Source organism: Vreelandella xerophytica, assembly GCF_968048975.1.
The window spans coordinates 3,030,817-3,057,029 of sequence record NZ_OZ309106.1; the positions used below are offsets into that span (position 1 = coordinate 3,030,817).

The 26,213-nt window shown below is 57.7% G+C and carries 26 protein-coding genes and 3 tRNA genes; 18 read left to right on the top strand and 11 right to left on the bottom strand.

From position 1 onward, the window contains the following. Positions 1–42: 42 nt before the first annotated feature. The 3 genes from ACWF8S_RS14155 to lptF form a co-directional block, all read right to left on the bottom strand. A complete protein-coding gene (locus tag ACWF8S_RS14155) occupies positions 43–249 on the bottom strand; it encodes a (2Fe-2S)-binding protein (RefSeq protein WP_447554015.1) in 207 nt (68 codons plus the stop codon). A gap of 202 nt (positions 250–451) precedes the next feature. Next, positions 452–1,531 (bottom strand): LPS export ABC transporter permease LptG, encoded by a 1,080-nt coding sequence (lptG, locus tag ACWF8S_RS14160; protein WP_447554016.1) that lies wholly within the window; start codon positions 1,529–1,531, stop codon positions 452–454. Next, positions 1,531–2,610, bottom strand: coding sequence for an LPS export ABC transporter permease LptF (gene lptF, locus ACWF8S_RS14165; RefSeq protein WP_447554018.1), 1,080 nt, complete (start codon positions 2,608–2,610; stop codon positions 1,531–1,533). The genes lptG and lptF overlap by 1 nt, the downstream gene beginning before the upstream one ends. Positions 2,611–2,731: 121 nt before the next feature. Between lptF and ACWF8S_RS14170 the strand changes: the two genes are divergently transcribed. The 4 genes from ACWF8S_RS14170 (at position 2,732) to ACWF8S_RS14185 (ending at position 9,017) form a co-directional block, all read left to right on the top strand. Further along, complete coding sequence (locus ACWF8S_RS14170; protein WP_447554019.1) at positions 2,732–4,249, top strand: leucyl aminopeptidase; 1,518 nt, start codon at positions 2,732–2,734, stop codon at positions 4,247–4,249. 138 nt (positions 4,250–4,387) lie between these two features. Then, entirely contained in the window at positions 4,388–5,500 is a 1,113-nt protein-coding gene (locus ACWF8S_RS14175) for a branched-chain amino acid aminotransferase (protein ID WP_447554020.1), read from the top strand. A gap of 71 nt (positions 5,501–5,571) precedes the next feature. Continuing rightward, on the top strand, positions 5,572–6,006 hold the full coding sequence (locus ACWF8S_RS14180) for a DNA polymerase III subunit chi (protein ID WP_447554021.1): 435 nt from the start codon (positions 5,572–5,574) through the stop codon (positions 6,004–6,006). A 164-nt stretch (positions 6,007–6,170) separates the two neighbouring features. Further along, the gene (locus ACWF8S_RS14185; RefSeq protein WP_447554022.1) at positions 6,171–9,017 is read left to right on the top strand and encodes a valine--tRNA ligase; all 2,847 of its coding nucleotides are present in this window, start codon (positions 6,171–6,173) and stop codon (positions 9,015–9,017) included. Positions 9,018–9,276: 259 nt separating this feature from the next. Here the strand turns inward: ACWF8S_RS14185 and ACWF8S_RS14190 are convergent, their stop codons facing one another. Then, entirely contained in the window at positions 9,277–10,719 is a 1,443-nt protein-coding gene (locus ACWF8S_RS14190) for an NAD(P)/FAD-dependent oxidoreductase (RefSeq protein ID WP_447554023.1), read from the bottom strand. Positions 10,720–10,942: 223 nt separating this feature from the next. Here ACWF8S_RS14190 and ACWF8S_RS14195 point away from each other — a divergent pair, with 223 nt between their 5' ends. From ACWF8S_RS14195 to ACWF8S_RS14205, 3 genes are all read left to right on the top strand, one after another. After that, positions 10,943–11,521 carry a TetR/AcrR family transcriptional regulator gene (locus ACWF8S_RS14195; protein ID WP_447554024.1) on the top strand — a complete coding sequence of 193 codons (579 nt, stop codon included), beginning with the start codon at positions 10,943–10,945 and terminating at the stop codon, positions 11,519–11,521. Positions 11,522–11,619: 98 nt separating this feature from the next. After that, on the top strand, positions 11,620–12,336 hold the full coding sequence (locus tag ACWF8S_RS14200) for a phosphatase PAP2 family protein (protein WP_447554025.1): 717 nt from the start codon (positions 11,620–11,622) through the stop codon (positions 12,334–12,336). Positions 12,337–13,504: 1,168 nt separating this feature from the next. Continuing rightward, entirely contained in the window at positions 13,505–13,999 is a 495-nt protein-coding gene (locus ACWF8S_RS14205) for a DUF4124 domain-containing protein (protein ID WP_447554026.1), read from the top strand. On the opposite strand, the gene ACWF8S_RS14210 is transcribed toward ACWF8S_RS14205, so the two are convergent. Both ACWF8S_RS14210 and ACWF8S_RS14215 read right to left on the bottom strand, forming a co-directional pair. After that, on the bottom strand, positions 13,984–14,712 hold the full coding sequence (locus tag ACWF8S_RS14210; RefSeq protein ID WP_447554027.1) for a hypothetical protein: 729 nt from the start codon (positions 14,710–14,712) through the stop codon (positions 13,984–13,986). The genes ACWF8S_RS14205 and ACWF8S_RS14210 overlap by 16 nt on opposite strands. 120 nt (positions 14,713–14,832) lie before the next feature. Next, positions 14,833–15,117, bottom strand: a complete 285-nt coding sequence (locus ACWF8S_RS14215) for a hypothetical protein (RefSeq protein ID WP_447554028.1) — start codon at positions 15,115–15,117, stop codon at positions 14,833–14,835. Between the two features lie 182 nt (positions 15,118–15,299). On the opposite strand from ACWF8S_RS14215, the gene ACWF8S_RS14220 reads away from it, so the two are divergent. The 11 genes from ACWF8S_RS14220 to ACWF8S_RS14270 all read left to right on the top strand — a co-directional run bounded on the left by ACWF8S_RS14220 (position 15,300) and on the right by ACWF8S_RS14270 (position 24,206). Next, the gene (locus ACWF8S_RS14220; protein ID WP_447554029.1) at positions 15,300–15,461 is read left to right on the top strand and encodes a DNA-binding protein; all 162 of its coding nucleotides are present in this window, start codon (positions 15,300–15,302) and stop codon (positions 15,459–15,461) included. Continuing rightward, entirely contained in the window at positions 15,461–16,135 is a 675-nt protein-coding gene (locus tag ACWF8S_RS14225) for a hypothetical protein (protein WP_447554030.1), read from the top strand. The genes ACWF8S_RS14220 and ACWF8S_RS14225 overlap by 1 nt, the downstream gene beginning before the upstream one ends. A 383-nt stretch (positions 16,136–16,518) precedes the next feature. Next, entirely contained in the window at positions 16,519–16,857 is a 339-nt protein-coding gene (locus tag ACWF8S_RS14230) for a hypothetical protein (protein ID WP_447554031.1), read from the top strand. 11 nt (positions 16,858–16,868) lie between these two features. Further along, a complete protein-coding gene (locus ACWF8S_RS14235; RefSeq protein ID WP_371829567.1) occupies positions 16,869–16,967 on the top strand; it encodes a tail virion protein G7P-2 in 99 nt (32 codons plus the stop codon). Between the two features lie 109 nt (positions 16,968–17,076). Beyond that, a complete protein-coding gene (locus ACWF8S_RS14240) occupies positions 17,077–17,334 on the top strand; it encodes a major coat protein (protein WP_447554032.1) in 258 nt (85 codons plus the stop codon). Between the two features lie 61 nt (positions 17,335–17,395). After that, positions 17,396–19,057, top strand: coding sequence for a hypothetical protein (locus ACWF8S_RS14245; protein WP_447554033.1), 1,662 nt, complete (start codon positions 17,396–17,398; stop codon positions 19,055–19,057). After that, positions 19,058–19,408 (top strand): DUF5455 family protein, encoded by a 351-nt coding sequence (locus tag ACWF8S_RS14250; protein ID WP_447554034.1) that lies wholly within the window; start codon positions 19,058–19,060, stop codon positions 19,406–19,408. Further along, positions 19,408–20,472, top strand: a complete 1,065-nt coding sequence (locus ACWF8S_RS14255) for a zonular occludens toxin domain-containing protein (protein ID WP_447554035.1) — start codon at positions 19,408–19,410, stop codon at positions 20,470–20,472. Before ACWF8S_RS14250 ends, ACWF8S_RS14255 begins: the two co-directional genes overlap by 1 nt. Then, positions 20,453–21,856 (top strand): secretin N-terminal domain-containing protein, encoded by a 1,404-nt coding sequence (locus tag ACWF8S_RS14260; RefSeq protein WP_447554036.1) that lies wholly within the window; start codon positions 20,453–20,455, stop codon positions 21,854–21,856. Before ACWF8S_RS14255 ends, ACWF8S_RS14260 begins: the two co-directional genes overlap by 20 nt. Before the next feature lie 68 nt (positions 21,857–21,924). Next, positions 21,925–23,217, top strand: coding sequence for a hypothetical protein (locus tag ACWF8S_RS14265; protein ID WP_447554037.1), 1,293 nt, complete (start codon positions 21,925–21,927; stop codon positions 23,215–23,217). A gap of 2 nt (positions 23,218–23,219) precedes the next feature. Beyond that, a complete protein-coding gene (locus tag ACWF8S_RS14270; protein ID WP_447554038.1) occupies positions 23,220–24,206 on the top strand; it encodes a phage integrase in 987 nt (328 codons plus the stop codon). A gap of 109 nt (positions 24,207–24,315) precedes the next feature. Here the strand turns inward: ACWF8S_RS14270 and ACWF8S_RS14275 are convergent. The 5 genes from ACWF8S_RS14275 to mutY form a co-directional block, all read right to left on the bottom strand. Further along, a tRNA-Thr gene (locus ACWF8S_RS14275) sits at positions 24,316–24,391 on the bottom strand. Between the two features lie 72 nt (positions 24,392–24,463). Further along, positions 24,464–24,538, bottom strand: a tRNA-Gln gene (locus ACWF8S_RS14280). A 6-nt stretch (positions 24,539–24,544) separates the two neighbouring features. Then, a tRNA-Phe gene (locus ACWF8S_RS14285) sits at positions 24,545–24,620 on the bottom strand. Between the two features lie 143 nt (positions 24,621–24,763). Continuing rightward, a complete protein-coding gene (locus ACWF8S_RS14290; RefSeq protein WP_447554039.1) occupies positions 24,764–25,039 on the bottom strand; it encodes an oxidative damage protection protein in 276 nt (91 codons plus the stop codon). A 40-nt stretch (positions 25,040–25,079) separates the two neighbouring features. Then, complete coding sequence (gene mutY / locus ACWF8S_RS14295; protein ID WP_447554040.1) at positions 25,080–26,171, bottom strand: A/G-specific adenine glycosylase; 1,092 nt, start codon at positions 26,169–26,171, stop codon at positions 25,080–25,082. Positions 26,172–26,213 lie beyond the last annotated feature (42 nt).

Consider the following 26,213-nt stretch of genomic DNA (forward strand, 5'->3'; position numbering starts at 1 on the left):
TCAGTTGTTTGCTAAAGGCAACTCAAACAATAGTGATTCGCGTCATACGGCGTAAGCGAGACCCATGTCGGCTTGCTGACGCTCGGCCTGTACCGCTTCGCGGGTAATGGATTTGGCAAAGCATGCGCACTTGCCACACTGCATGGCGCAACCGGTGGCTTCACGTACCTCGCGCCAACTGCGCGCGCCGTCGCTCACCTGCTGGCGGATCTGATGGTCGGTGACTCCCTTACACACACATACGTACATGGCGCTACCCCGTAAAATGTATAAAACAAATGTAAATGATTCGCATACATTTTATCAAGTAGAAACCAATGCCTTTTAACACCGGTTTTCAGCTACTCTTCGCTTTATATCGCAAATACAGAGGGTTAAGCCTTGCGGGTAAACGACAAAAAAAGCCGGGCCGCTTATCAGGACGGCCCGGCTTTTTGGAACGGTCGTGTAATCAGCCGCTGCGGCGCAAAAAGTACCCCCCCACGGCGGCGCATACCAGAGTGGGCACCAGCACCGCCCACACGGGGGAGAAACCGAATATGGTGGAGGCAGGCGCCAGCAGATCCTGGATGTACTTGAAAACGAGCCCGGTGACCACGCCATAGAATACCCGGGTGCCCGCGGCCACGGTACGCAGGGGCCCGAAGACGAACGACGCTGCGATGAGCACCAGCGACCCCATGGTGAGCGGCATCAACACCTTCTGCCAGAAGTAGAGCAAGGGTTGTTCGGCGTTCAACCCTTGCTGTTGGAGGAAGTTGGCATACGCCCACAGCTCGCTGGGAGCCTGGCTTTCAATATCGCGCAACAGCCGTTCCAGCTGGGTGGGGGTCAGCGCGGTTTCCCAAACGGTCTGCGCCTGATACTCCGACTCCGTGTAGTTCTCGAAAATGCGCGTGGTATGCACTTCTTCCAGTTGCCAGGCGCCCTCTTCCCAATGGGCGCGGGTCGCGCGGGTTGCCTCCACCAGGCGACGTTCGTCGAAACGATAGCGGGTCAAGTCAAGCACGACGTTGTCGGCCCGAATCGCACCGAAGCGGTAGACGCTATCGCCTTCGAACTGCCAGCCACTGCGGCTTTGCAGCATGGCCCCCTCACCCTGGCGCTGTTCCAGCCGCCAGGCTTCGGCGAACTGCTCGGTGCGCGGGCTGACAAATTCGGCCACCAGCAGCACTACCGCTACCACTAGAAGAACAGGCTTCATGACGCCCCATAGAATGCGTGCAAGCGACCGCCCGGCCGCGCGCATCACGGTCAGCTCGTTGCTGGAGGCCATCGTGCCCAGCCCGATCAGCGCGCCTATCAGCACCGCCACCGGGGCGTACTGATAAAAACGCCACGGCAGGCGCATCACCAGATAGAGCAACACATCCAGTGCGGAGTAATTACCTTGCGTGTCGCCAAGGTCTCCGATGTAGGCGATCGTGATATCAAGCCCCAGCAGCACGAACTGCACGATGATGATGGCGCCGAGTATATTGCGGGCGATATAGCGATCCAGGCGATCTGCCGGCGTTAAAACACTGAGCATTAGCGCATTCCTTTACGTTGCGAGCGCCAGATCAACAGCCACCCGAGCACCAGAAAGAGTCCGTGCACCGGCCATACCCCCACCGTGGTGGCAAGCGTGCCGCTTCCGATGGCATCCACGGCGGCGAGCAGAAGGCTCAAATAAGCGACATAGAGAAACACCGCCGGCAAGAGCTTGGCAAAACGCCCTTGGCGCGGGTTCACCCGAGAAAGCGGCTGGGCAATGAGTGCCAGCACGAACACCATCAGCGGCAGCCCCGTTCGCCACTGAAACTGAGCCTGGGCGCGGGGGTCGGGGTCGCTCCAGAGCTCGGCGGTGGAGGCGTACTCGAGCGAATCCAGTTCCTGGCGAGTGCGACTAAGCCCTAAACGCAGCGTGTAGCGCTCGAAGACAAGCCGTTCGGCCTCGCGAAGGCCCGGCGTGACACCGTAGCGCTCGCCCTCTTCCAGCACCAGAAACCGGCTACCGGTCTCGACACTGGTCTCCTGGTAGCCTGTGTGCGCCCGCGTGATGTAACTATGGGTGCTGCCGCTTTCGGGAGTGGCTTGCTCATGGACCAGCACTTCCTGCATCTGGGTGCCGTCGCTGCTGAAATCGCTGATATACGCTGTCCTTCCGCTGCCAAAGGATTGAAAACGCCCAGGTGCGAGCACCGAGACATCCAGCCGGCTGCGCTGATCCTCCAGAGTCGCTTCGGTCAAGAGCGCCCCGGAGGGCGTGAGCCACAGACTGCAAAGTCCGACCAGCACGGCCACTACCGAAGCCGGCAGCAACGTGACCCGTAAAAGCCGGGTGGGGCTCATGCCGCAGGCCACCATGACGGTGATTTCGCTATTCATGTAGAGCTGGCCGTAGGCAAGCAAGATGCCTAGAAAAAACGCCAGCGGCAGAATCAGCTCCATGAACCCCGGCAGATGATAAAACATCAAGCTGCCCAGAATGGTGACGGGAAAATCGCCCTCCGCGGCGTCGGCGAAATAGCGGATAAAACGACTTCCCATGATGACCAGTAATAAAATGCCGGCAACCGCCGACATGGTGAGTAACACTTCACGAGTCAAGTACCGAAATAAAATCAACGCACTCTCCGGCTAATCCTGCAGCTTGCCATGCAATGCGCTCATGGCTTGGGTACACTAATCCAACGTACGATTACGGTATTATCCCGAATCACTTGATGCTTGTCTTGTTGGAGACGTCATGGAATTTTCCGTTCAGACTGCCAATCCCGCAAAAGCTGAAACGGCTTGCCTTGTTCTTCCCGTCTATAAAGATAGCGAGTTATTGCCCGCTGTGGCGAAATTAGACGATGCGAGCGAACGGCTGATCGGTCAACTGCTCGAACGCGGCGATTTCGACGCCGCACTCGGCAACGTTCAGATGATTCCCTTCGCACCCGGTCTGGGCGCGCAGCGGCTTCTTCTGGTGGGCCTTGGCGAGCGTGACAAGTGCCAGGAAGCCGCCGTCCTCAAGGCCATGGACGCCGCCATGACCGCGCTGGTGAAACTCCCCATCGATGAGGCCAGCATCGCCTTTACCGATATCGTGCTCGAGCGCGACACCGCCTGGAAAGCGCGCAAGACGCTGGAAGCCGCCGAACGAGCACTCTACCGCTTCGACCAGTTCAAAACCTCCCCGGCGCCCAGAGCGACCCTGGCCAAGCTTAGCCTGATCGTGATGGACGCCGCCGAGGCCGAAAAGGCCAGGCAAGGCGCCCGGGTAGGCTGCGCCATCGGCCAGGGCATCAACCTGACCCGCACGCTGGGTAACCTGCCGGGTAACGTGTGCACTCCGCGCTACCTGGCCGAGCAGGCCGAGAAGCTGAGCCAAGACGCCAGCGGCGCGCTTGAGGTCGAGATCCTGGACGAAGAGGCCCTCGAGAAACTGGGTGCGCAGTCGCTTTTATCCGTGGGCCGGGGCAGCGCCGAGCCTTCGCGACTGATCGTCATGAAGTACCAGGGCGCCGACGACCCGGACGAGGCTCCCCACGTACTGATAGGTAAAGGCATCACCTTCGATACTGGCGGCATCTCGCTCAAGCCTGGCGAAGGCATGGACGAGATGAAGTTCGACATGGGGGGCGCGGCCGGCGTGTTCGGCACGGTCAAGGCGGTACTCGAGATCAAGCCCAGGCTCAACGCGGTGTTCATCGTGGCCGCTGCCGAAAACATGCCCGACGGCGCGGCGACCAAACCTGGCGATATCATCAAGACCCTCAAGGGTTTGACCGTCGAGGTGCTCAACACCGACGCCGAGGGCCGGCTGGTACTGTGCGATGCGCTCACCTACGCCGAGCGCTTCACCCCAGCAAGCGTCATCGATATCGCCACGCTCACCGGGGCAGTCATCGTCGGCCTTGGCCACCACGCCACCGGGCTTCTCTCCAACGATGATGACCTGGCACTCGACGTACTGGATGCCGGCGAGACCGCCTGGGACCGCGCCTGGCACCTGCCGCTATGGGATGAGTACCAGGAGCAGCTGGATTCCAACTTCGCGGATCTGGCCAATATCGGCGGGCGAGCGGCGGGGACGATTACCGCCGCCTGCTTTTTATCCCGCTTTGCCGACCACTTCCCCTGGGCGCACCTGGATATCGCCGGCACCGCCTGGCATTCGGGCAAGCAAAAGGGGTCGACCGGCCGCCCGGTCGGGCTTTTGACCCAGTACCTGCTGGACCGCGAAGCCGACGCCCAGGTGGAAACCGATACAAAATAGCCGCGCCTGGCGCGTAACGGTTGCCTTTCGTCATCACAACCGTTAAACCTGAAACCCTGTGAAGCGCCCGGCCCACCGGGCGCTTTGCCCCCTTTTGATGCTTACCCCTTCAGGGGTATTTTGCGGAGACAAGACGCCGTGCCCACTGCCAGTTCTGCCAATCGTTTCGAGACCCTGCCGTCCAACCAGCCAACGGCGGAGCACATTCGCGAGAGTGTTCTTCAAAATCCTGGTTTCGGCCGTCACTTCACCGATCACATGGTCAATATCCGCTGGACAGTGGACGCCGACTGGCACGGCCATCAGGTGCGTCCCTACGGGCCACTGACGCTGGACCCGGCTGCCGCCGTGCTTCACTACGGTCAGGAAATCTTCGAAGGCATCAAGGCCTACCGCCATCAGGATGGTTCGGTCTGGACTTTCCGCCCGGAAAAAAACGCCGAGCGCCTGCGCAAGAGCGCTCGCCGCCTGGCGTTGCCTGAGCTTTCCGATGACGATTTCATCGGCTCCATCAAGGCCCTGCTGGACCAGGACCACGCCTGGGTCCCCACGCCACAAAGCGATGCCGACGAGTGCAGCCTGTACCTTCGCCCGTTCATGATCGCCTCAGAAGCCTTCCTCGGCGTTCGCCCGGCCCACGAAGTGGATTACTACGTGATCGCATCGCCTGCGGCCTCTTACTTCAAGGGCGGCGTCAGCCCGGTGTCCATCTGGCTTTCCTCTCACTACAAGCGGGCCGCCGCGGGCGGTACCGGCTTTGCCAAGTGCGGCGGGAACTACGCAGCCTCCCTGGCCGCTCAAAAAGAAGCGGAAAGCCACGGCTGCGGCCAGGTAGCGTTTCTGGACGCGGCCGAGAACAAGTGGATCGAAGAGCTGGGCGGCATGAACCTGTTCTTCGTGTTCAAGGATGGCCACCTGGTCACCCCGCGCCTGACCGATACGATTCTTGAAGGTGTCACCCGCAACTCGGTGTTGACGCTGGCCAAGGACATGGGCCTGACCCCGGAAGAGCGCCCAATCAGCATCGACGAATGGCGTGAAGGTGCGGCGTCGGGCGAGATTATCGAGGTCTTTGCCTGCGGCACTGCGGCGGTCATCACCCCGGTGGGCGAGCTGGTCACGGAAGACGAGCGCATTCGCCTTCAAGGCGACGGCGGCAATGAAGTGGCCATGCGCATTCGCAAGACGCTTCTGGACATCCAGTACGGGCGCAGCGAAGACACGCACGGCTGGCTGACCCAATTGGTGTAATCCTTTCGGCCGCCGCTTCACCGCGGCGGCGTCTTTCAAGCATTTCCCACGTGTCGTCAAGCGGGAGTCCCATGGCGCGAATCGACTTCTACATTCTTCAGGACACCACCCTAGAGGCACGGCTCGCCTTTGCCTGCAAGCTGGCGGATACCATCTACCGCAAGGGCTACCGGCTGCACCTTCACTGCGAGGACCAGGCGCTGGCCGAGCACGCCGACGAAGCGCTCTGGACCTTTCGCGAGGATGCCTACCTGCCCCACGCCCTGGAAGGCAGCGACATGGCCAAAAGCGTGCCCATTACGCTCGGCTTTGGTGCCCTACCCACCCCGGCGGAGGAGACCGCGCTTTTGAACCTGCACCCGGACATTCCCGACGGGATCGAGCGTTTCACAAGAGTTGCCGAAATCATCAACCAGCACCAGCAGGTGCTCGTTACCAAACGCGCGTGTTGGCAGCGCTATAAGGAGCTTGGCCACGAGGTGGTTCCGCACAAGATTGGCGGCTAGGTTTGCCTCAAGGCGGCCAAACTTGCGAAAGCCCTTTACCGGCCACGACACGCCTGACGCGTCGCGGCTGTTCGCGCTATACTAGCCGCCATTTTTCGTCCTCTTTATGAATTTCATGCTTGCCTCGGGCGTCTCTCGGGAAAGCATCGTTTGCGAGTCACTCCATGGAAAAGACCTACCAACCCGAACAGATCGAAACCCGCTGGTACGCGCGCTGGGAAGCGGACAACCGCTTCGCGCCGTCAGGCACCGGTGCGCCCTTCTCCATCATGATTCCGCCGCCCAACGTGACCGGAAGCCTGCACATGGGCCACGCGTTTCAGGACACCATCATGGACACCCTGACGCGCTGGAAACGGATGCAGGGCAACAACACGCTCTGGCAGGTCGGCACCGATCACGCGGGGATCGCGACCCAAATGCTGGTGGAGCGCAAGGTGGCCGCGGAAGAAGGCAAGACGCGCCACGAGCTGGGGCGCGAGGCGTTCACGGACAAGATCTGGGAGTGGAAGGAAGAGTCCGGCGGCCACATTACCCGCCAGCTGCGCCGCATGGGCGCCAGTGTGGACTGGTCCCGCGAGCGCTTCACCATGGACGACGGCTTCTACAAGGCGGTGCAGGAAGTATTCGTGCGCCTGCATGAGGACAATCTGATTTACCGCGGCAAGCGCCTGGTCAATTGGGACCCGACGCTGCACACCGCGATTTCCGATTTGGAAGTGGAGAACAAGGACCAGCAAGGCAGCTTCTGGCATTTCCGCTACCCGCTGGCCGACGGCGTGAAAACCGCGGACGGCAAGGATCACGTCGTCGTCGCCACCACCCGCCCGGAAACGCTTTTGGGCGATACCGGCGTGGCGGTGAACCCGGAAGACGAACGTTACGCATCATTAGTGGGCCAATTCATCGAGCTGCCGCTGGTGGGCCGGCGCATTCCCATCGTCGCTGACGAGCACGCGGACATGGAGAAAGGCTCGGGCTGTGTGAAGATCACCCCGGCCCACGACTTCAATGACTACGAAGTCGGCAAGCGCCAGAACCATCTGTTGATCAACGTCTTCTCGAAAGACGCCACGATTCTCGAGCGCGCCGAAATCTTCGACCTGAAGGGCCAGCCCCAGCCGGAAGAAGACGCCACCCTGCCCGCGAAATACGCCGGGCTCGACCGGTTCGAGGCGCGCCAGCAGATCGTCGACGACATGGACGCGCTCGGCCTGCTACTCGAGGTGGAGGCGGTCAACAACACGCTGCCCTATGGCGACCGCTCCGGTGACGTCATCGAGCCGCTTTTGACCGATCAGTGGTTCGTGGCCGTCGACCAGCTCGCCAAGCCCGCCATCGCGGCAGTCGAGAACGGCGACATCCAGTTCGTGCCCAAGAACTACGAGAACATGTACTTCGCCTGGATGCGCGACCTGCAGGACTGGTGCATCTCGCGCCAGCTCTGGTGGGGCCACCGCATTCCCGCCTGGTACGACGAACAAGGCAACGTCTTTGTGGCGCGCACTGAATCCGAGGCTCGGGAAAAGCACGGCCTGGGCAGCGATATCACGCTGACCCAAGACGAAGACGTGCTGGACACCTGGTTCAGCTCGGGCCTTTGGACCTTCGGCACCCTTGGCTGGCCGGAAAAAACCCCGGAGCTCGAGACCTTCCACCCGACCAGCGTGCTGGTGACGGGCTTTGACATCATCTTCTTCTGGGTCGCCCGGATGATCATGATGACGCTGAAGTTCACCGACCAGGTGCCCTTCAAGACCGTCTACGTGCACGGCCTGGTGCGCGACGGCCAGGGCCAGAAGATGTCCAAGTCCAAGGGCAACGTACTCGACCCGATCGATTTGATCGACGGCATCAGCCTGGACGCGCTTCTCGAGAAGCGGACCGGCAACATGATGCAGCCCAAGAAAGCCAAGGCGATTGCCAAGGCGACCAAGGACGAATTCAAGGACGGCATCGAACCCCACGGCACCGACGCGCTGCGCTTCACGTTCTTGTCCCAGGCCACCACCGGGCGGGATATCAAGTTCGACATGAACCGCCTGGACGGCTACCGCAACTTCTGCAACAAGCTGTGGAACGCCTCGCGTTACGTGCTGATGAATGCCGAAGGCGAAGACTGCGGCACCGGTGACGAGGCGGTGACGCTCTCGCTGGCGGATCGCTGGATCATCTCGCAGCTGCAAAAAACCGAGGCCCAGGTCACCAAAGCGATGGAGGAGTACCGCTTCGACCACGCATCGCAAGCGCTTTACGAGTTCGTCTGGAACGAGTACTGCGACTGGTACCTGGAGCTCTCCAAGCCGGTGCTGTGGGACGAAAATGCCACGGCGGAAGCCAAACGTGGTACTCGGCGCACCCTGGTACGCGTGCTGGAAACCATCCTGCGCCTGGCCCACCCGATGATGCCTTACATCTCCGAAGAGATCTGGCAGCGCGTCGCCCCGCTTGCCGGGCGCTACCCGGGCCAGGACGCGTCGATCATGAACCAGCCCTGGCCCCAGGCGGTTGATGCCCAGATCGACGAGCAGGCGAGCCGCGATATCGAGTGGCTCAAAGGCGTGATCGTCGCCGTGCGTAACATCCGCGCCGAGATGAACATCGCCCCGGGCAAGCCGCTGGACGTATTGCTGACCAAGGGCCAGCCGACGGACGCCGAGCGCCTGGAGAACAACCGCCTGTTCCTCTCCAAACTTGCCAAGCTCGAAAGCGTGACCTGGCTTGCCAACCCGGACGATGCCCCGCTTAGCGCCACCCAGCTGGTCGGCGATATGGAAGTGCTGGTGCCCATGGCGGATCTCATCGACAAGGACGCCGAGCTTGCGCGTTTGAACAAGGAGATCGACAAGCAGGACAAGCTGATCGGCGGCGTCGAGAAGAAGCTTTCCAACGAAAGCTTCACCGCCAAGGCCCCGGCCGCCGTGATCGACAAAGAGCGCGGGAAGCTTGCCGAGTTCCAGTCCGCCAAAAAGCTGCTCGAAGAGCAGAAAACCAAGATCGAAGCGCTCTAGGGTCTGTTTGAAAAGTCGACGAGCGAAGACAAGACAAGACAAGACAAGACAAGACAAGACAAGACAAGACAAAAATTGGCGAAAAAACGGAGTTTACATGTGTAAATGAGTATATTGATCGGACTCGCGCGCGAGCCAATTTTTAACGCCGTATTGTCGAGCGCAGGCACTTTTCAGACAGAGCCTAACGTACGCGCGTTTTAATCCTTTAGTACTCTCGCTAAACGCCAGCGCCACCTTATCGGGTGGCGCTGGCGTTTTAGGATCTCAACACCCTATCAGTGCCGTCGGTAAAGCGGCTGAAGCGGTAGATCGACGGGTCACAGGTGGTTTCTTCGCCGGCAATCATCTCGGCGAGCATTTCCCCGGAAGCGGGCGCGGTGGTGAGGCCGTTGCCGGAGAAACCGGTGATGACGAAGAGCCCGTCGTTATCCGGTACGTCTGAAATCACCTGGGTGGAGTCCGGCGTGGCATCAATCATGCCCGCCCAGCGCTCGCGCACCTGGGCGTTTTCGTACTGTGGGTAGGCGCGGCGCAGGTTGGCCAAAGCCGTGTTCACTTCGTCTTCATCCACGCTGCCCGAGAGCATACGTACCTGCTCGAAGGGCGTGATCTCATCGGCGGACCATTTGGAGGCCATGTTGAGCGAGGAGAAGAAGTCGCTCGACAGGCGTACCTTGAGCAGATCGCCGGAGTGCTTCAGCGCCGGCAAGAAGTCCAGCAGCATGCGGAAGCTGTCGGTGGTGATGGGCGCGACGTTGGTCGATACACCCACCGCGGTTTCGCCGGTGTCCATCTGACGCCAGGCGAAATCCGGCCCGTAGCCGGCACCGGGCAAGGCGTTGTCGATGGGGCTCAAACGCTGCATGGACGAGGCAATAGTGAGCTGCGGCAGATGAACGCCCAGGTTACCAGCAAACAGCGACGACCAGGCACCGCCGGCCAGCACGACTTGGGAGGCCTTGATGTAGCCCTTCTCGGTATGCACGCCGACGACTCTACCGCCCTGGCGGTCGATGGTGCGCGCCGCACAAGGGGAAACGATCTGCACGCCCTCATTCATCGCCCCGCGCGCAATGCGCGAGACCGAATAGCGCGGCTCGGCGGTGCCGTCGCTGGGTTGATGAAGCACCGCTTTGTATTGCCCGGCGCCCTGGGGCAGCAGCCGGTCGAGTTCGCTCCCCGTCACCAGCTCCGCATCGGTCTGGGGTTGGATCTCCCGCGCCTGGTCAAGCCAGTCCTGGCTTGCGCTCACCTCGTCGTCGGTGGCCAGCAGCGAGTAGTTGCCTGTCTGGCGAAAACCAATGTCCTCACCAAAGCGCTCGGCAAAGCCTTGCCAGATTGCCTTCGAGCGGTTGGCAAGCTCCAGCTTGCCCAAATCCCAGCTATTGGAGTAGACCCAACCGAAGGCACGGCTGGACTGCTCCCCCGCCACCACACCCTTTTCGAGCACCACCGTACTGAGCCCTTTCTGGTTGAGAAACAGCGCCGTGGAAAGCCCGGCGATACCGCCACCGATCACCACCACATCGGCCTGGGCGGGCAAGGTGTCCGAGGTGGCCACGCCTTCCGCCCGGGGGATCTGCGATTCCAGACGCCAGCCTGGGCGGGCGCCGTAGGTCGCGCCTAAAAAACCGCCCAACACGCCGCCGGCGATACCGGTACCGGCGGACAAGAGAAAACTGCGTCTGGATAGCGCCATGGCTCTGTACCTTTTGACGTGTGTGAATACGGCGCTCATGAAGCGCTCACGAAAAAAGAGAGATTATGACTGACCAGTCGGAAAATAAAAGTGCGCTTTTTTGACGCAATCGATCAACTCGGTGCAACGAAAAATACCGACGGCATTGCAAGGCATTCAGCGTGAGCCAGCGGGGATAAGGTAAACTGCCAGGATTCACTGATCGACGAAGACCGGGAGACCTATGGCACGCAAGAAAGAGATTTCCCTCGAGCGCATTCTGGACGCCGCCGACGCCATCATCATGGAAAGCGCCGGGCGCCAGTTCACCCTCGACGCCGTGGCCGAGCGCGCCGGTATCAGCAAAGGGGGCCTGGTCTACAGCTTCGCGACCAAGGACGACCTGGTGGCCGCGGTCTTGCAGCGCGAGATCGAGCGCGTGCATGGCGCCGTCAAAACCCGGGCAGGCAGCGATTGGCAACATAGCCACAAACGCCTGCTCGCCTATCTCGATGAGGCGCTGACCGAAGACGACCGGCTCATTCGCCGCTCCGCCTTTCTGATGACGGCTCTACTGCATTCGCCGGAGAAATCGCGCCCGGCACGAGAGTACTACCGCACCATTTTAGAACTGTTCGACGGCGACGATATCGCCAGTAAAGATATTCGCCAGGCGGTGCTTGCAATCGAAGGGCTCTTTCTGCTGCGTGGCCTGGGCTTTGCCGACCCCACGCCCGAGGAGTGGAGCTCGGTACTCGAACACGCCCGCACCACCGTCGCCAATGCCATCGCCGCCAGCAGCGCCGACAAGACCGGAAAGTGAGGGTTCGGCCATGACGCACAGATTATGGAACACTGTTCATTAACAGGCTAAACAACTAAACTATGCCCTGAACCATAAGCCGCAATATGGGTATTGCCATGCACACTCGCCGCATCCTTTTTTACAACTTCCTGGGGTTTGCCCTGATCGCCAGCTGGTGGCTGCCGTCGGTGCTGTTCTGGACCCGCCTGGACGACGACGTCTTTTTCTTCTTCAACCAGTTCATTAGCCCCACGTATCCGCGCTGGGTAGAAACCATGGCGCTGCTCAACACCCGCGCCTTCGATAAAGTGATGTTTGGCGTGCTGGTCATCATGCTGTTCTTCGCCATGGTGCGCGACAAGAACGGTAGCTGGCCCAAGTGGCTGGCAATTGGCCTGATCATGTCCGCGGTGGGGGCGCTGCTGGGCGAAATGCTGCACATGGACCTGCTCGCTGCCCGCCCCAGCCCCACGGTGTGGCACGACGACGTCAATATTCTCAACAACTACACCTATCTGAACGCCAAGGCGACCGCCTCCAACAGCTTCCCGAGCGACCACGGCGTGCTGGCCATGGTGTTCGCCAGCTTCATGCTGCGCTTCGCCGACCGCTTGATCGCCTCGCTTTCGGTGGCGCTGGCCATCTTCGTGACCCTGCCGCGCATTCTGGTCGGTGGCCACTGGGTCAGCGACGTGTACTTCGGCGCTTTAGCCATCGTGCTGGTGGTGCTGCCTTGGGTTTTGTGCAACGCTTACATCGCGAGCCTGATCGAGCGGATGTCACGCTTTTTCGAAGCCACCGCGTACAAGCTGATCCCAGGGTTTAACCGATAACCCCATCCAAACGGCCGCCTTCGGGCGGCCGTTTTCGTTTGGAATGAAACGCCATGAACATGAGCCATCAGGAGCACGCGCTGATCGCCCTTGGTATCCAGCACCTGCTCGCCGTGCTGCCCCGCGTGACGCTCTGGACTCCGGCTTGCTGGCCGTAGCAGTATTTCCGGGCCGCGAGATCGCCCAGCACGAATACAGCCTTGCCATTCACCGCGCTGGGAATGAGGCCAAACCCAGCCGGTGGGCCTGCAAGGTGTGTAAACCGGCTGGCATCTGAACTCAATACTGAATGCGTTGATGCCGGCACTGGCCTGTTCGTTCTGGCACTCACTGTCACCCTGATACGCAAGAAGGCGCAAGTTCCCTTCCCTGTAGCGCGTCGTAAGCGCTAGCGCACCCGCAAAGCATCGCACCGAGGTGGCTAAAGAACAGCACTATGCTGCACTTTGCCTCTGAACTACCTTATGAACCTGTTGTGGGAGCTTCTACGCTTCTTTCTGAGCCGCCTGCGCGGCAGCTAACGACAGCCCACCTCACATTCGTGTATTGCGAGTTTTCTGAGCTGCCTGCGCGGCAGCTAACGTCAAAGCAGTGAGGGTGGGGTTGTGGACCGTTTTCTGAGCTGCCTGCGCGGCAGCTAACTAGATCTTAGCAAAAGTAATTATTTGATTGTTAAAGAATTCTACTCTTGAAAAGTGAAACCACCTTTTTCTTTTCAGTTGCTAACTAATTGATTTTATTACGAGCAATTTAGATATTAAAAAAAGGGTCAATACTTGAGAAGGTTGATCTTGTGGATACCATATGCAGCGGGTACTTGGGTATGGTGAGCGAGATGTGAATAGCTCGAGCACTTTGTAAACGCATACGAAAAAGCCGCCTTGGAAGGCGGCTTGATCAGATTCTCTAACGTTTTGCTTTTAACCATTTTTAATGGTGCCGACACCAGGAGTCGAACCCGGGACCTACTGATTACAAGTACCTGACCTAGCAGCACACACCAGCATTAAAACCACTAAATCAATACGTTACAGAACGACAAAAATTCGTTTCAGCACGTTCTAGCATGTTTCTGTGGACACTTTTTCGCATTTTTCCCCAAAGGGTAGCGCTGGGCGCGTCTTGTTGGTAACCTTCAAAAACCGATGTTTGCTTAGCGTACAGAACAATGAAAAAACCGATTCTATTGGCCGCTCTGGTCCTGCTTCCCTTCTCCGCCCAGGCACAGCTTTATAAGTGCGTGAGTAATGGCCATACCACCTTTCAGGATTCGCCTTGCGCTAACGGCAATTCGGAAACCGTCGATACCAACAACCTGACCATCATCCAGGCACCGCCACAACGTAACCGCCCCCAGCACAGCCAACCGATCCAGCAACCACATCGCCGCCAACAAACGTACAGCTCCTCGAGCAGTAACTACCAGACCACTACCCAACGACGAAACGCCGAAGTCAACGCCCGTGCTCGGGGTGTGGTGATTCCGGGGATGTCAGAGAATCAAGCGATCAGCATTCTGGGCAACCCCGCCCGCATATCGAGCTATACCTATGGTGGGGATCTATGCCGTCGCCTGTATTGGGACGGACGCCAGCGTTTTCAGAACGGGCGTCACACGGTGGTTATCTGTAATGGTGAGGTTTCGAGTTATGCAGGTAGGTGAAAAAATGAAGCAATACCTTTAAATAAAACTATAAATATACAAAACAAGACTATACATATACATAAGCTTTTTTTTGCTTTGTACCTAATCGAAAAATTTTCGAAACTAAGCTCCCCTACTGGCAAAGCTTTTAACATTAAAATTCTTAGCCTATGGCTTCTTTTATTAAAAAGCGCCATTTCATCATTAGAAATTTTTTTTCTATCTTGGTGAACCTCAATAAAGTCATTTACAACGTTTTTATAAATACGAGTTGAATGCTCGTTCAACTCCTTGATTTTAGTATGACTAATAACCACGCTGCTTTTTTTTATTTTCGCCATTTTATAATTCATTAAATCAAAGGCCACTCTTAGTTCTTGAGTTAATATGTATACGCTCTCTAACTCATCACTCTCTTTATCTTTTGTTTCTAGCTTGGATAATCGAACGTTTTTCAGAAGCATTTCAAACGACTTCGATAAGAAATAGTTCATTGATTCTTCAAATTCGTTCAATTCTTTCATATATTCATTTCTTAATTGACTTATTTGATTAATCTCAATTGTTAAAAAAGACCACGATGCACCAATCACAACTAATGAAATACTAACCACATATTCGATCGGGAGACTTTTTCCCAGTAAGTAGTGAAAAATAATACCTGTAATGAAACTTACAATCATAAAAGAGTATATACTTTCTCTCTTTCTAAACTCTTTTCTTATACCCATCTTATTACCTTATTCTATATAATTATCGTCTCAAATATCATCCAACTTTTCTCCTTTAAATATCCCCTCCCTTACCTAAAGCCCCATGACTGTTAAACCACTTATTCACAGCCCGCTGTGCTAGTCGGTATCCGTCCCCGTCTTCTTCAACATGCGGCGTGCCCTCTCGACCTCAGGACTTACTTGTCCGCACGGCTCGTTCGTCTGCCCTGTCATTAACCAAAGCGTGTACTTCGGCCATTGCTGGCAAATGGCTTCTAGAAGATCGCCTTTTGGCACCCTTCCGGTCTGCTCGATGCCTTCTAGTGTTTTTTTAGCAATTCCAATTAGTTGCGAAAACTCGCCTCTCCCTGAAGTTTCCACTTCACGAATTTCACGAATTTTTCTGGCAAGCTCGCTTGACATATACTCAACTCTGAGTAACCCTAGTTACGAGTATACCTAATAATAAGTACACCGATGGCTCTTTGACAAAAATCATATGACAAAGAGTTGACGAAGAAAGCCTATCACAACATGCCACAGCGAGCAGGTACAGCATGGAAACGAGCAACACGCCCCACGTCCCCGCACCTCAGGTGCCTGTCATGACGGTCGAGCGGTTCTCCGAACTCACGGGCCTAAGCCCCGATACCGTTCGCGGCCAGATGAACCAGGGGAACCTCCCCATCATCAAGGTTGGCCGCCGCCGCCTGGTGAACGTCGCGCTCCTTTCCGCTGAATGCCTGCAATCGGAGGACTGGCACTAATGAACGCTACCGCCCCCGTTGTCACGCTTGCTGAGCCCTGCACGCTGCTGGATACCGGCAATGTGTCCATGACTACCCAGACGCTCTTAATGGACGGCTTAGCTCTGAGGGACGGTGAAGGTCTGTCCGCCGTCGTTCTTCATCGCAACGTCACCCCGGCGGGTTGTCTTCTCGCGTTCATCACTGTACCCGCTGAACACCTTCTGACCCTTGACCTGAACGACAGCACCATCGCCCGTTTTGTCCACCAACAAGATCAGCGCTACAGCATCCTGTTCACGCATGAACGGTACGCCCTGGCGTACCTCATCAAGCACTACGGCCTGACCTCGGCCAATGATCGCGATCCGACACCGCCCGCCTCCCCTGGTCCGGCCCCGGTGAACGTCGCGCCTTTACCCACACCCTCACGGCAACCACGCCGCCTGTTATCCACACCGGCCTATCGCCCCCACGGAGTTATCAACATGAGCAAAAAGCAGCCCATCCGCGTGTTCCTCGCGCCTGAAACCCACAGCCGCCACCTGATCCAGGCGGGCACCCACGGCCTGACCTCGTCCGCGCTCTCCGAGCGCCTGATCGAATACGGACTATCTCAACTGGAGAGCGGCCATCTCGAACCCCTTGATGCTCTATCTCATGCCTCCCCCGCTCCCAACAGCAACGAGGCCTGATCCATGTCCCCCTGCCCGTCATCCGTCGCCCTTCGGTCGCACGGCGTCCTTAGCCAGCAGCGACCAGACTGTCAACCCCTTTTTGTGGGGTTGAAAAAGGGGTTGACCGGCTGGGCGATGTTGGCTGCCGTGCAGAAAGACCGACGGGCAAACGGATGGCGGGTAGGGGGACCCCCCTGCCTCGATTCCCGAGCTCTGAGGGAGCGGGTCTCGCCGTGCCCCGATCCCCGCTACATGCACTGGCCGCGTCACCTTTATGTATTGGCGCATTGCTTGACGCTTGTGAGCGCCCATACCTCAGCAATCACTGAGCCACCACCTCTCGCGGCCCACGATGACCCGCAAGCCGCCAGAACCCAACGCTAACGAAAAGGAAGGACCACATGATCAACACCATTCAAGCCCACGTGATCGGTGCCACTCGCTACAAGATGGATAACGGCGTCTCCGGTGCGAAGATCCACGTCATGCAGTCGGCGTCCGCCGAGAACGAAAACGCCCTAGGCAACCAGGTCAGCGTGATGACCGCCAACTTCGACATCTTCGACCAGCTCCACGCCGCCGCCCCGCACATGCCGTGCGCGATGGAGCTGGATATCGAGCTGCGCACGTCCTCCGCCGCTGCCGGTGGCAAGACCGTGATTCACGTACTTGGAGCCCGTCGACCCAACGCGACCGGCAGTCAGCAAGCACCGTCCGCTGGCAACAGCGATAAGAAATAGGAATTTGAGCCATGGACACGTCTGAACTCTCCGGTCTGTGGCTCCTGGTTTATTGCGTCGGCCTCGTCCTTGCGTTTGGGATCGGCGCGATAAATGGGGGGCAACGATGAGCGATCCCAGCCTGACGTTCGTAGTTAGCACCCTGTTCACGGCCTACGCCTCCGGTTGGGGGTTCGGCCACATCATTCTAGCGTTCAAGCGCTTTATGGAATCTGTCTCATGACTAAGAAAGCAATCACTCAAGCCGTATCATCCGCCTTCCGTTCCACCCAGGCGAAACTTGCCGCCGGTACCGCCCTGGTACTCGGCTCCGCTGCCGCTCATGCCCAGGAAGCCAATGGTGCCGCTCAGGCATTCAGTCAAGTTCAATCTGAAGTCGGTGAAATGGCGGGTCACGCCTGGCCCGTCGCTACCGCGATCACCGCTTCGCTGATCGGTATCAAACTCTTTAAGAAGTTCGCAAACCGCGCTTCCTGATTTATCGAAGTTCGTTCTGAGGGGCGATTGTCGCCCCTTTTTTTTATCGTTAGGGCGAGTCATGATTAAAAAAGTTCTACCTCTAACTATTTCTTTTTTAATGCTGACTTCACAGGCTGTTTATGCTTACAGTGTTGAGGGTCAACCATCAACTGTTTTCGATTCCTCTTTTGTTGATCATGCTAAAGGTTTGCTTAACGCAAATAATCCTGAGTGTTCAATTGTTGATGCTACTGGAGGTTCCTTTACTCGTCCTTCCAGGATGGTTAACGTTATAATTAATCAGCGGATGCAAAGTAAAGATATTGTGGGTGGATTTGCTGTTTTTAGTCCTTTTCCTGATTATTATCGCGAATCGTCACCCTACAGGGTATATGTCATTAGTTGTTCTCAGGATACGACATTTGATGGATTGGGTGACTATCCGCTTATCGGTAGAGCAATGAGTGATAATGATTGTGATACTTTCTCTGGTGACTCTATAGCTTTATCTCCCTCGTCCGCTAATTATCTTAATAATGGTGGTTCTGTTTTAATGGCTGGCGGTGCTTGTTCTGTCACCTCCGGTGGTGGTGTTTCTGTTTGTACTCCTGATTCTGAATCCCCAGACGGTGCTAGTTGTTCCATGACATTAATTTCAACGTCTACCGGTCAGCCTGTGCAGTTTAATAGTAACGATATTGATTTAAGAGACGTATCTCTTAATGAGTCTCAAATGGGTGATATATTTAATGGCCAAGCGCCCGACTATTTAACGGAGTTACCCGGTGAGTGCACGTCTCAAAATTGTGTAACTATTGGCGACAAAACATTTTTGGTTGATTGGGATAGTGCCCCCGATTGGTTTGAGTATGTTGACTCTAACGGTAATATTCAGCGTAAACCCACCAGCCCCACAGATCCCGGTAGCGATACTGGCGGTGGCTCGGGCGACGGCGATGTGCCCGGTGGCTGCTTTGGTAACTGTTATCCAGGGGGCGGCTCGGGCGGCAACGACGGCGGTAATGATTCCGGTGGCGGTTCCAGTGGCGGTGGTAATGGTGATAACACCGGTGGTGGAAATACTGGCGGCGGGTCTACCGGGGGCGGCTCGTCGGGTGGTGGTTCGGGTGGCGGAAGCTCGGGAGGCTCAGACGGTGATAACACTGGTGGCGGTTCAACGGGCGGTGGCTCCAGCGTCCCCGATTTCGAATTTGATGATTCCGGCATTATCGAAGCCATCGGCTCTAGTGGCGAATCGACCCAGCGCGGCCTCGACGCCATTTCTAACGACCTCTCCAAAGCTATCGGCGATCAGACCAACGAACAAAAAGGCATGTTCGAGGGCCTTGGGGAGACGATCACCAATGCCCTAGATGGCATTGTCGATAGCCTCGCCGAGAAGTTCACCGAAGAAGTGGGCGAAGGAGATGATCTGTTCGACGCCTCTGGTCTCGATCAAACCCTCGACGGCGTTGCTGAGCAGGAGCAGCAATACAACGACGACGTGAACTCCATGATGGACGAGATCGGTGACGGTTCCAGCTCCGGGATTGCTGATCAGGTTACGTCTCGCCTCCCCTCTTTACCGTCCGGTAGCTGTACGCCCCTCCAGTTCGGTTTGATGGAAATATCCTGCAAGGCACACAACACCATCAAGCTCTGGCTGAGCTGGATCATCTACTTCTGGACGGTCGTCAGCATCGTGGACACTTTCTTCCGCTCCGGCCAGAGGACTGCATAAATGGCACTTCCCGCTATGCTCGGCATCGGCGCCCTGATGGGCTTCGCCAGTCGAATTATCGAATGGGTCGTCACCCGCGTCGCGTCACGTTTTACCAGCCGCCTCGCGGGCATCCTCGTTTGGACGACGCTCTATATCTCTCTACTGGTCGGCCTTGCCGTAACGTTCACCGCCATCATCAACGGCATCAGTGCCACGCTTCCGACTGAACTCAGCAACGGGATCGCCGCGGTAAAGCCCAACAACTTCGAAGCGTGTATCTCCGCCATCTACGGGAGCAAGGTGGCCATGTGGGTCTTCCAGCAAAAACGCCAGTTGATCGACTGGGAGCAAGGGAGGCCCGTTCTCTAATGGCTGTCTACGTTGTCACCGGCAAACTCGGCGCGGGCAAAACCCTGGTCGCCGTCGGCAAGATCAAGGACAAGCTCGACCGGGGCTGCAAGGTGGCCACCAATCTGGATCTTCGACTCGACAAGCTCATCGGGGAAAAAGCCAAGCTCACCCGCTGCTACCGCATCCCGGATAAGCCGGTCTTGGCCGACCTGGAGTCTATTGGTACCGGTACCGATGCCTACGACGAAAACCAAAATGGACTGCTCGTGCTCGATGAATGCGGTACCTGGTTCAACGCCCGCTCCTGGAACGACAAAAGCCGCCAAGACGTCATCAACTGGTTTTTGCACGCGAGGAAATTGGGCTGGGATATCATTTTTCTGATCCAAGATACGTCGATCATGGACAAGCAGGCTCGGGTCGCCCTGGCTGAACACGTCGTTTACTGCCGCCGCCTGGACCGCGTGACCATTCCCTTCATCGGTGCCATCTACTCGATGTTTACCGGCTCCAAGCTCCCGCTGCCGAAAGTCCACCTCGGCGTTGTGAAGTACGGTGACTCCCCTCAGTCCATGACCGTCGAGCGCTGGACCTATACCGGCCGCGCACTCTACCCCGCTTACGACACCAAGCAAGCCTTTTCCGATCACTACCCACACGGCCCGTACTCCGTGTTGCCGCCCTGGTACACCCACGGCATGCACCGCGTACCCCGCGACTCTAGGTTTTATATGAAGATGACCCGCATCTACTGGAAGCGCTTCAATCGCCCGCTTCTTTCGCTTGCGTCCTTCGCCCTGGGCGCATTTCTGACCGTTTCCGTCTTGGTTGCCGACCGCGTCAATGCGCAATCAGAGCAGGAAACGCCTGTTGCACAACCCCAACCCCTGCCCGACTTCAGCAAGACCCGCATCACCTCGTTCAGCCAGTTTGGCGACCGCACCACTTACCGCCTCATCGATAGCGACCGCAATACCTCGACCACTGACGATCTCGCCCGCCAAGGGCTTTCCATCGTGCCGGTCAATGCTTGCCTCTTACGCGTAGAAAATGGAGCCCACCATGAAGAAATTCGCTGCTAAAACCGTTGCTGTATTTGCGCTTACTGCCACCCTGGCCCATGCTGCACCGATCCAGATGCAGGACACCGATGTTCGGGATTTCGTCCGTTGGTACGTGGAGCAGACCGATACCCCGCTTGCGATCCATCCCACCGTCACCGGGACGTTAACGGTATATGCGCCCGATGTACCTGATCACCAATTACCTGACTTCTTCCAAGGCGTTTTGAGCTCCCACGGTTACACGATCCTGCCAGGTAACCCGCCCACGGTTGCTCCCGCTACTCAAGCCAACACCTCACCTACGCCCGCACCACCGCCTCAAGCGCAAACGGCCGACGTGTTTGCTAACCCGCTTACCCTCACTCCACGACCTGAGCCCCAGGCAACGTATCTTTTTCCCTTTGATAACGTTCGCGCCGATGATATCGCTCCTCTGGTCACCAGCCTACTCATACAGAACAGCCAGGATACCGCGACCGCGCTTCCCCACGTCCAGGTGCTTCACTCATCCAACGCCATTTTAGCCAAGGGCTCCGAGAAGCAGCTTGATAAGCTCCAGGAGATGCTTCCTCAGATCGATGTATCTCACCCCCAGATACTGATCCAAGCCGTTATCTTCGAAACTACTGACGGTGATACCTTCGACCTGGGCGTCGCTCTCGGCCGCTCGACCGGCTCGGGTGTTGCGGGCGGTTTCAACACTGCCAACCTGGGTACATCACTAGCTACCGGCGGCGGCTCTTTCGGGATCTTCGATGGCAATGTGCTGGCCTTTGCCATCAATGCCTTACAGCGCGACACCAGCTCGAACGTGCTCTCGACACCTCAAATCCTTACTCTTTCGGGCAAGCGTGGCACGATCAGCATCGGCCAAAACGTTCCCTTCGTCACCGGACGTGTCACGGGCGAATCGGCTGATGTAAACAACCCCTTCCAGACCATCGAGCGCCGGGACGTTGGTATCCGGCTCAACGTGCTGCCGGTGGTCACTGCTTCGGGCCTGGTGATCATGGATATCACGACGTCTGCTGACTCGCTTACGGATTCTGTGCTAGCCTCGGACATCATTACGAATCAACGGCAGATCAACACCACCGTTCAGATACGTTCCGGCCAAACCCTACTCCTCGGTGGCCTCTCGTCCCAAAATGACTCCCAACGAGTCTCGGGCGTGCCAGGCTTACAGAGCGTTCCCCTCGCCGGTCGTCTATTCCAGAACGAATCCAACTCCCGCCAACGTACGTATTTGCATGTACTGTTACAGGCGACCGTTCTTCCTCGCTACGACCGCCAAATAGCTCAAGTACCTGCTGCCGCTGGACCGTCACTCCATGCGCAGCACGGGGTGACGGGCTGGCGGCAGCAGGTCGAGACCATCCCTGTAACACGTCTCGCAGATTAAATCGTCATATCGAGCTATTGGCTCACTACAGCACATTGCGACATTAAAAAAATACAGGGTTACAGGCTATGGAACGTTGGGAACGGTACTCGCTCGCGTCGCTGCAACGTGGCGAACAGGATCAATTCGGAAAGCTACTGATCAGCTCGCTGGGCCAGCGAGAAATGAACAACCTGCGCATTCTGAACGCGGGCGTGGACACGGTCCGTCAGCTCTACCAGGGCAAGCCTCAGTTGCCCCAGTTCGACAAGATCATCAGCGTCTACAGCGAAGGCAAGGGCGCAACCATGCGCCTGTTTGATCAAGAGTGGTCCGTAGGCGCCGGCGCTGCCGGCTCCGGCTTCCGGTATCGCCTCCAGAACAACGAGCTGGGTGCTATCGTCTTTTTCCAGGCCAGGCATGTGAAAACCGAGAACATCGGTACCCACCTGAAGATCGAGCTTTCGCCCCACTTCATCCAGGAGCGTTCCCCCCAGCAGTGTCAGAAGTTCGTGGACCTGATCGCCGCTTCGATGCTGACCCAGGTCGAACCTGTAGGCGCAGCCATCCACCTTGCGCTGGACGTTCAAGGCTGGGAGCCGCCCAAGGATTTCATGGACCGCTTCGTCACACGATCCAAGAAGATCATGCGCGTCGATGGCGTCTCCACGCTCGAGTTCGACCACTCCAACATCGCTACCACCTACGGCCGCGGCGAAACCTATATGTTTGGCACGGCGGGAGCCCTCCAGTGCTGTATCTATAACAAGACCCTCGAAGCCCAGCACCGCGACAAGATGCACTTCTGGGAAGGGATCTGGAAAAACGCCGTCGATGACGACCTGAACGGCACGTATAGCCCGGAAGAAACCGTGTGGCGCATCGAGCTTCGCTTTCATCAGTCGGTGCTTCGCGAATACGCCCAGGGCATCCCTTGCAACGTCGACACGGGCGAAGTGCTCGATCACAACCACGGCTTCAACCGCTTCGTCGATGTGGTGCCCCACCTCACCGGCCTCTGGCGTACCGCGATGCAGTCCTACCGGCTGGATACCCGTCGTAACCTGATTGACCCCGCGTGGCAGATCCTCCAGGACGACGCCCGCTTCTACTGCCACGAACCCGGGTTCATGTACAAGCGAGCGCGGAAGGCGCCGGGGCTCGGCAACGAAAAGAACGTCACCCTGGCGTTTGGTAACCTCATTAGCATCTACGCCCGCCAGGGTTTCACGACCGCCGAAGCCGTTCGATTCCTAAAGGGGTCGGGTATGTGGCAAGACCTCGAGCAGTATTACAAGCGGCGAGGCGTTAATACCGGCAAATTCCGGCAGCTCGTTGAACAGAAGCTCATAGAGCGACGATTGTTAGGCAAGGCGGCGTAAGCATGGCCATCAAGAAAGTGGTCGGCGGCTGGCAAGTGGACTGCCGCCCTTCGGGTCGTCATGGCCCAAGGGTTCGTCGTACCTTCAAGCAGCAATCCACCGCCAAACGCTTTGAAGCCAAAATCATGGGCCAAGGTGCTGCCGGTGACGACCTCACAGACCTGCGCGTGGAAAAGCGCCGCCTGCTGGATCTGGTCGAGCAATGGTACGAACACCACGGCCACACACTAAAGAGTGCTCGCGATCGCGTGCGTTCGCTGCGCAAACTGGCTCACGCATTGGGAAACCCGTTGGCCAAAACCTTCACCGCCCAGCAATGGGTCGAGTACCGCGCCTGGCGTCTTAAAGAGGTCAAAGCCAACACCATCAATCACGAACACACGTACCTAAAAGCCGTTTTCTTAGAGCTGGAACGCCTTTCCCTATGGCAACACGGCAACCCCCTCCAGAACGTGCGTAAGGTGCGCGTGGATGAAACCGAGAAGGGCTATCTCGATCTGCCCCAAATAACCCGCCTGCTCGATCACCTGCGCACCCAGGCCACCGACGACTGTTACCTGATGACCGTGATATGCCTGTCGACGGGTGCCCGCTGGAGTGAAGCGGAAAAGCTCAGGGCGGAAAACGTCCGGGCGGATCGCATCGTCTTTACCGGCACCAAGTCGGGCAAAACGCGAACGGTGCCCATAGATCGCAAGCTGGCCAGCCAGCTTAGAAGCCGATGCCAGATAGGCCGCCTCTTTGGCAACCGCTATAAGGCGTTCGGACGAGCGACAAAGGAGCTGGGGATCAAGCTGCCGGATGGCCAGTTAACCCACGTACTGCGCCATACCTTCGCGAGTCACTTCATGATGAACGGGGGAAACATACTAGTACTGCAACAAATACTCGGTCACCAGTCGATCACCATGACGATGCGTTACGCACACTTTGCACCGGATCACCTGGAAGAAGCGGCCAAGCTTAACCCGTTGGCCACTCGAAGTTAGGCAGGCACGGTGTCCACAACGTGGACACTTTGTGGACACATACGAAAAAGCCGCCTTAGAAGGCGGCTTGATCATATTCTCTAACGTTTTGCTTTATAACCACTTTTAGTGGTGCCGACACCAGGAGTCGAACCCGGGACCTACTGATTACAAGTCAGTTGCTCTACCAACTGAGCTATGTCGGCGCTTCACGCTTTCTTGAGAATTTGACTGAGTAGCTTTGAAGCGAGTCAGTCAACAAGAAATCTTGTTGGCAATGGCTGGGGTACCAGGATTCGAACCTGGGAATGCCGATACCAAAAACCGGTGCCTTACCACTTGGCGATACCCCAGCAGTGTGGTGGCCAGAGACGGAATCGAACCGCCGACACGGGGATTTTCAATCCCCTGCTCTACCAACTGAGCTATCTGGCCGCTGCCAACGGTGCGTATTAAACTAAAAAGACCGCTTTTCGTCAACACCTTTGTGAAACTTTCTTTCCCGTCACGTGGTTAGTGGCCATTCGCGGCTCTTCACCCGTGCGCCCAACCTGGCGAAAGTGCCCGCCGGGCGCGGCCTAGGGCTCGCTGGGCGGCACATACCCTTCGGCCTGGTCGGTGGGTTCGTTGTTCAAAAAGCGCTCCATCTGCGCCATCAGGTACTGGCGAGCTTCGGGTTCCAGCATGTTGAGGTGCTTTTCGTTGATCAGGCGGGTTTGCAGTGCCTGCCACTCCTCCCAGGCCTTTTGGGAAACAGTGGCCTGAATTTCCTGGCCCTGCTTGCCGGGCAGCGGCGGAAACGCCAGGGCGGGCAGCTCTTGCTGATATTTACGGCAGAAAACCGTGGTGCTCATGATGTGCTCCTTATCGGGTACTCGTGCAACAGAGTATGGGCTAGGGGCCCGGGGTGAGATCAAGTGAAAACGGGGCGAGCTGTCGCAAAAGCGACTTCACCGGCGCAGCCAGACCCAGAGCGGGCGGGTCGGCGGGATCAAACCATATGCCCTTCTCGCGCACGCCGGAAAGCGAGGCGCAGCGTACCGGCTGCGGCGTAATCAAAAGGCGAAAGTGGCTGAAACCATGGGTGAAGTCCGGCAGTGCGGGCTCGATGACGGGGCTGTCGACGTTGTCCTGTAGCCAGTCGCTGAGCGTTTGGCGACCCTCGAACTGAGGAAGGCTCCAGAGTCCACCCCAAAGCCCGGAAGGCGGGCGCTGCTCGAGCCATACGCGGCCTTCTCCATCGCGCAGTACCAGCATGAGGGTTTCGCGAGTGGGCAGCGTTTTCTTGGGTTTGGATTCGGGATAACGCTGGGGGGTGCCCTCCAGATAGGCGGCGCATACATCATTGAACGGGCAGATGACGCAATCGGGCCGGGCGCGGGTACAAAGCGTGGCGCCGAAATCCATGATCGCCTGGGTGTAGTCGGCCAGACGTTCGGCAGGCGTGAAGTAGTCGGCCAGCTCCCAGAGCGTGCGCTCGACCGCGGGCTTGCCAGGCCAGCCGGGGACGGCGTGCAGACGGGTGAGCGAACGCTTGACGTTGCCATCCAGAATGGCGGCGCGCGCACCGGTGCTCTGGGCGATGATGGCGCCAGCGGTGGAACGGCCAATGCCGGGCAGTGCGGTCAGCGCTTCGACGCTTTCGGTGGGCAATTCGCCGCCGTGCTCCTCACAGGCGATACGTGCCGCTTTATGCAGGTTGCGAGCGCGGGCGTAGTAGCCAAGCCCGGTCCATAGGTGCAGCACTTCGTCCTGGGGGGCGTGAGCCAGCGCTTCCAGCGTGGGGAAATGCGCCATGAAACGCTCGAAGTAGGGAATCACCGTAACGACCTGGGTTTGCTGCAGCATGATTTCCGATACCCAGACGCGGTAGGCGCTGCGCGGCGACTGCCAGGGCAGATCATGGCGGCCGTACTGGTCGAACCAGGTCAGCAGCCGGTGTTGAAAATCAAAAGCCGTCAGGCACGGCGTCGGCGTATTGGCCATTGAGCGTCTAGCTCCCTTTACGGTTTGAATACGGGCATGAAA

Excerpts from the sequence above, each read along its gene's own strand:
- ACWF8S_RS14220 (WP_447554029.1), top strand. The coding sequence starts at position 15,300 with ATGACGGTCGAGCGGTTCTCCGAACTCACGGGCCTAAGCCCCGATACC.
- ACWF8S_RS14245 (WP_447554033.1), top strand. The coding sequence starts at position 17,396 with ATGATTAAAAAAGTTCTACCTCTAACTATTTCTTTTTTAATGCTGACT.
- ACWF8S_RS14195 (WP_447554024.1), top strand. The coding sequence starts at position 10,943 with ATGGCACGCAAGAAAGAGATTTCCCTCGAGCGCATTCTGGACGCCGCC.
- ACWF8S_RS14190 (WP_447554023.1), bottom strand. The coding sequence starts at position 10,719 with ATGGCGCTATCCAGACGCAGTTTTCTCTTGTCCGCCGGTACCGGTATC.
- ACWF8S_RS14230 (WP_447554031.1), top strand. The coding sequence starts at position 16,519 with ATGATCAACACCATTCAAGCCCACGTGATCGGTGCCACTCGCTACAAG.
- ACWF8S_RS14205 (WP_447554026.1), top strand. The coding sequence starts at position 13,505 with ATGAAAAAACCGATTCTATTGGCCGCTCTGGTCCTGCTTCCCTTCTCC.
- ACWF8S_RS14255 (WP_447554035.1), top strand. The coding sequence starts at position 19,408 with ATGGCTGTCTACGTTGTCACCGGCAAACTCGGCGCGGGCAAAACCCTG.
- ACWF8S_RS14265 (WP_447554037.1), top strand. The coding sequence starts at position 21,925 with ATGGAACGTTGGGAACGGTACTCGCTCGCGTCGCTGCAACGTGGCGAA.
- ACWF8S_RS14180 (WP_447554021.1), top strand. The coding sequence starts at position 5,572 with ATGGCGCGAATCGACTTCTACATTCTTCAGGACACCACCCTAGAGGCA.
- ACWF8S_RS14200 (WP_447554025.1), top strand. The coding sequence starts at position 11,620 with ATGCACACTCGCCGCATCCTTTTTTACAACTTCCTGGGGTTTGCCCTG.
- lptG (WP_447554016.1), bottom strand. The coding sequence starts at position 1,531 with ATGCTCAGTGTTTTAACGCCGGCAGATCGCCTGGATCGCTATATCGCC.
- ACWF8S_RS14185 (WP_447554022.1), top strand. The coding sequence starts at position 6,171 with ATGGAAAAGACCTACCAACCCGAACAGATCGAAACCCGCTGGTACGCG.
- ACWF8S_RS14235 (WP_371829567.1), top strand. The coding sequence starts at position 16,869 with ATGGACACGTCTGAACTCTCCGGTCTGTGGCTCCTGGTTTATTGCGTC.
- ACWF8S_RS14240 (WP_447554032.1), top strand. The coding sequence starts at position 17,077 with ATGACTAAGAAAGCAATCACTCAAGCCGTATCATCCGCCTTCCGTTCC.
- ACWF8S_RS14225 (WP_447554030.1), top strand. The coding sequence starts at position 15,461 with ATGAACGCTACCGCCCCCGTTGTCACGCTTGCTGAGCCCTGCACGCTG.
- ACWF8S_RS14270 (WP_447554038.1), top strand. The coding sequence starts at position 23,220 with ATGGCCATCAAGAAAGTGGTCGGCGGCTGGCAAGTGGACTGCCGCCCT.
- ACWF8S_RS14210 (WP_447554027.1), bottom strand. The coding sequence starts at position 14,712 with ATGGGTATAAGAAAAGAGTTTAGAAAGAGAGAAAGTATATACTCTTTT.
- ACWF8S_RS14250 (WP_447554034.1), top strand. The coding sequence starts at position 19,058 with ATGGCACTTCCCGCTATGCTCGGCATCGGCGCCCTGATGGGCTTCGCC.
- mutY (WP_447554040.1), bottom strand. The coding sequence starts at position 26,171 with ATGGCCAATACGCCGACGCCGTGCCTGACGGCTTTTGATTTTCAACAC.
- ACWF8S_RS14290 (WP_447554039.1), bottom strand. The coding sequence starts at position 25,039 with ATGAGCACCACGGTTTTCTGCCGTAAATATCAGCAAGAGCTGCCCGCC.
- ACWF8S_RS14170 (WP_447554019.1), top strand. The coding sequence starts at position 2,732 with ATGGAATTTTCCGTTCAGACTGCCAATCCCGCAAAAGCTGAAACGGCT.
- ACWF8S_RS14260 (WP_447554036.1), top strand. The coding sequence starts at position 20,453 with ATGAAGAAATTCGCTGCTAAAACCGTTGCTGTATTTGCGCTTACTGCC.
- ACWF8S_RS14155 (WP_447554015.1), bottom strand. The coding sequence starts at position 249 with ATGTACGTATGTGTGTGTAAGGGAGTCACCGACCATCAGATCCGCCAG.
- ACWF8S_RS14215 (WP_447554028.1), bottom strand. The coding sequence starts at position 15,117 with ATGTCAAGCGAGCTTGCCAGAAAAATTCGTGAAATTCGTGAAGTGGAA.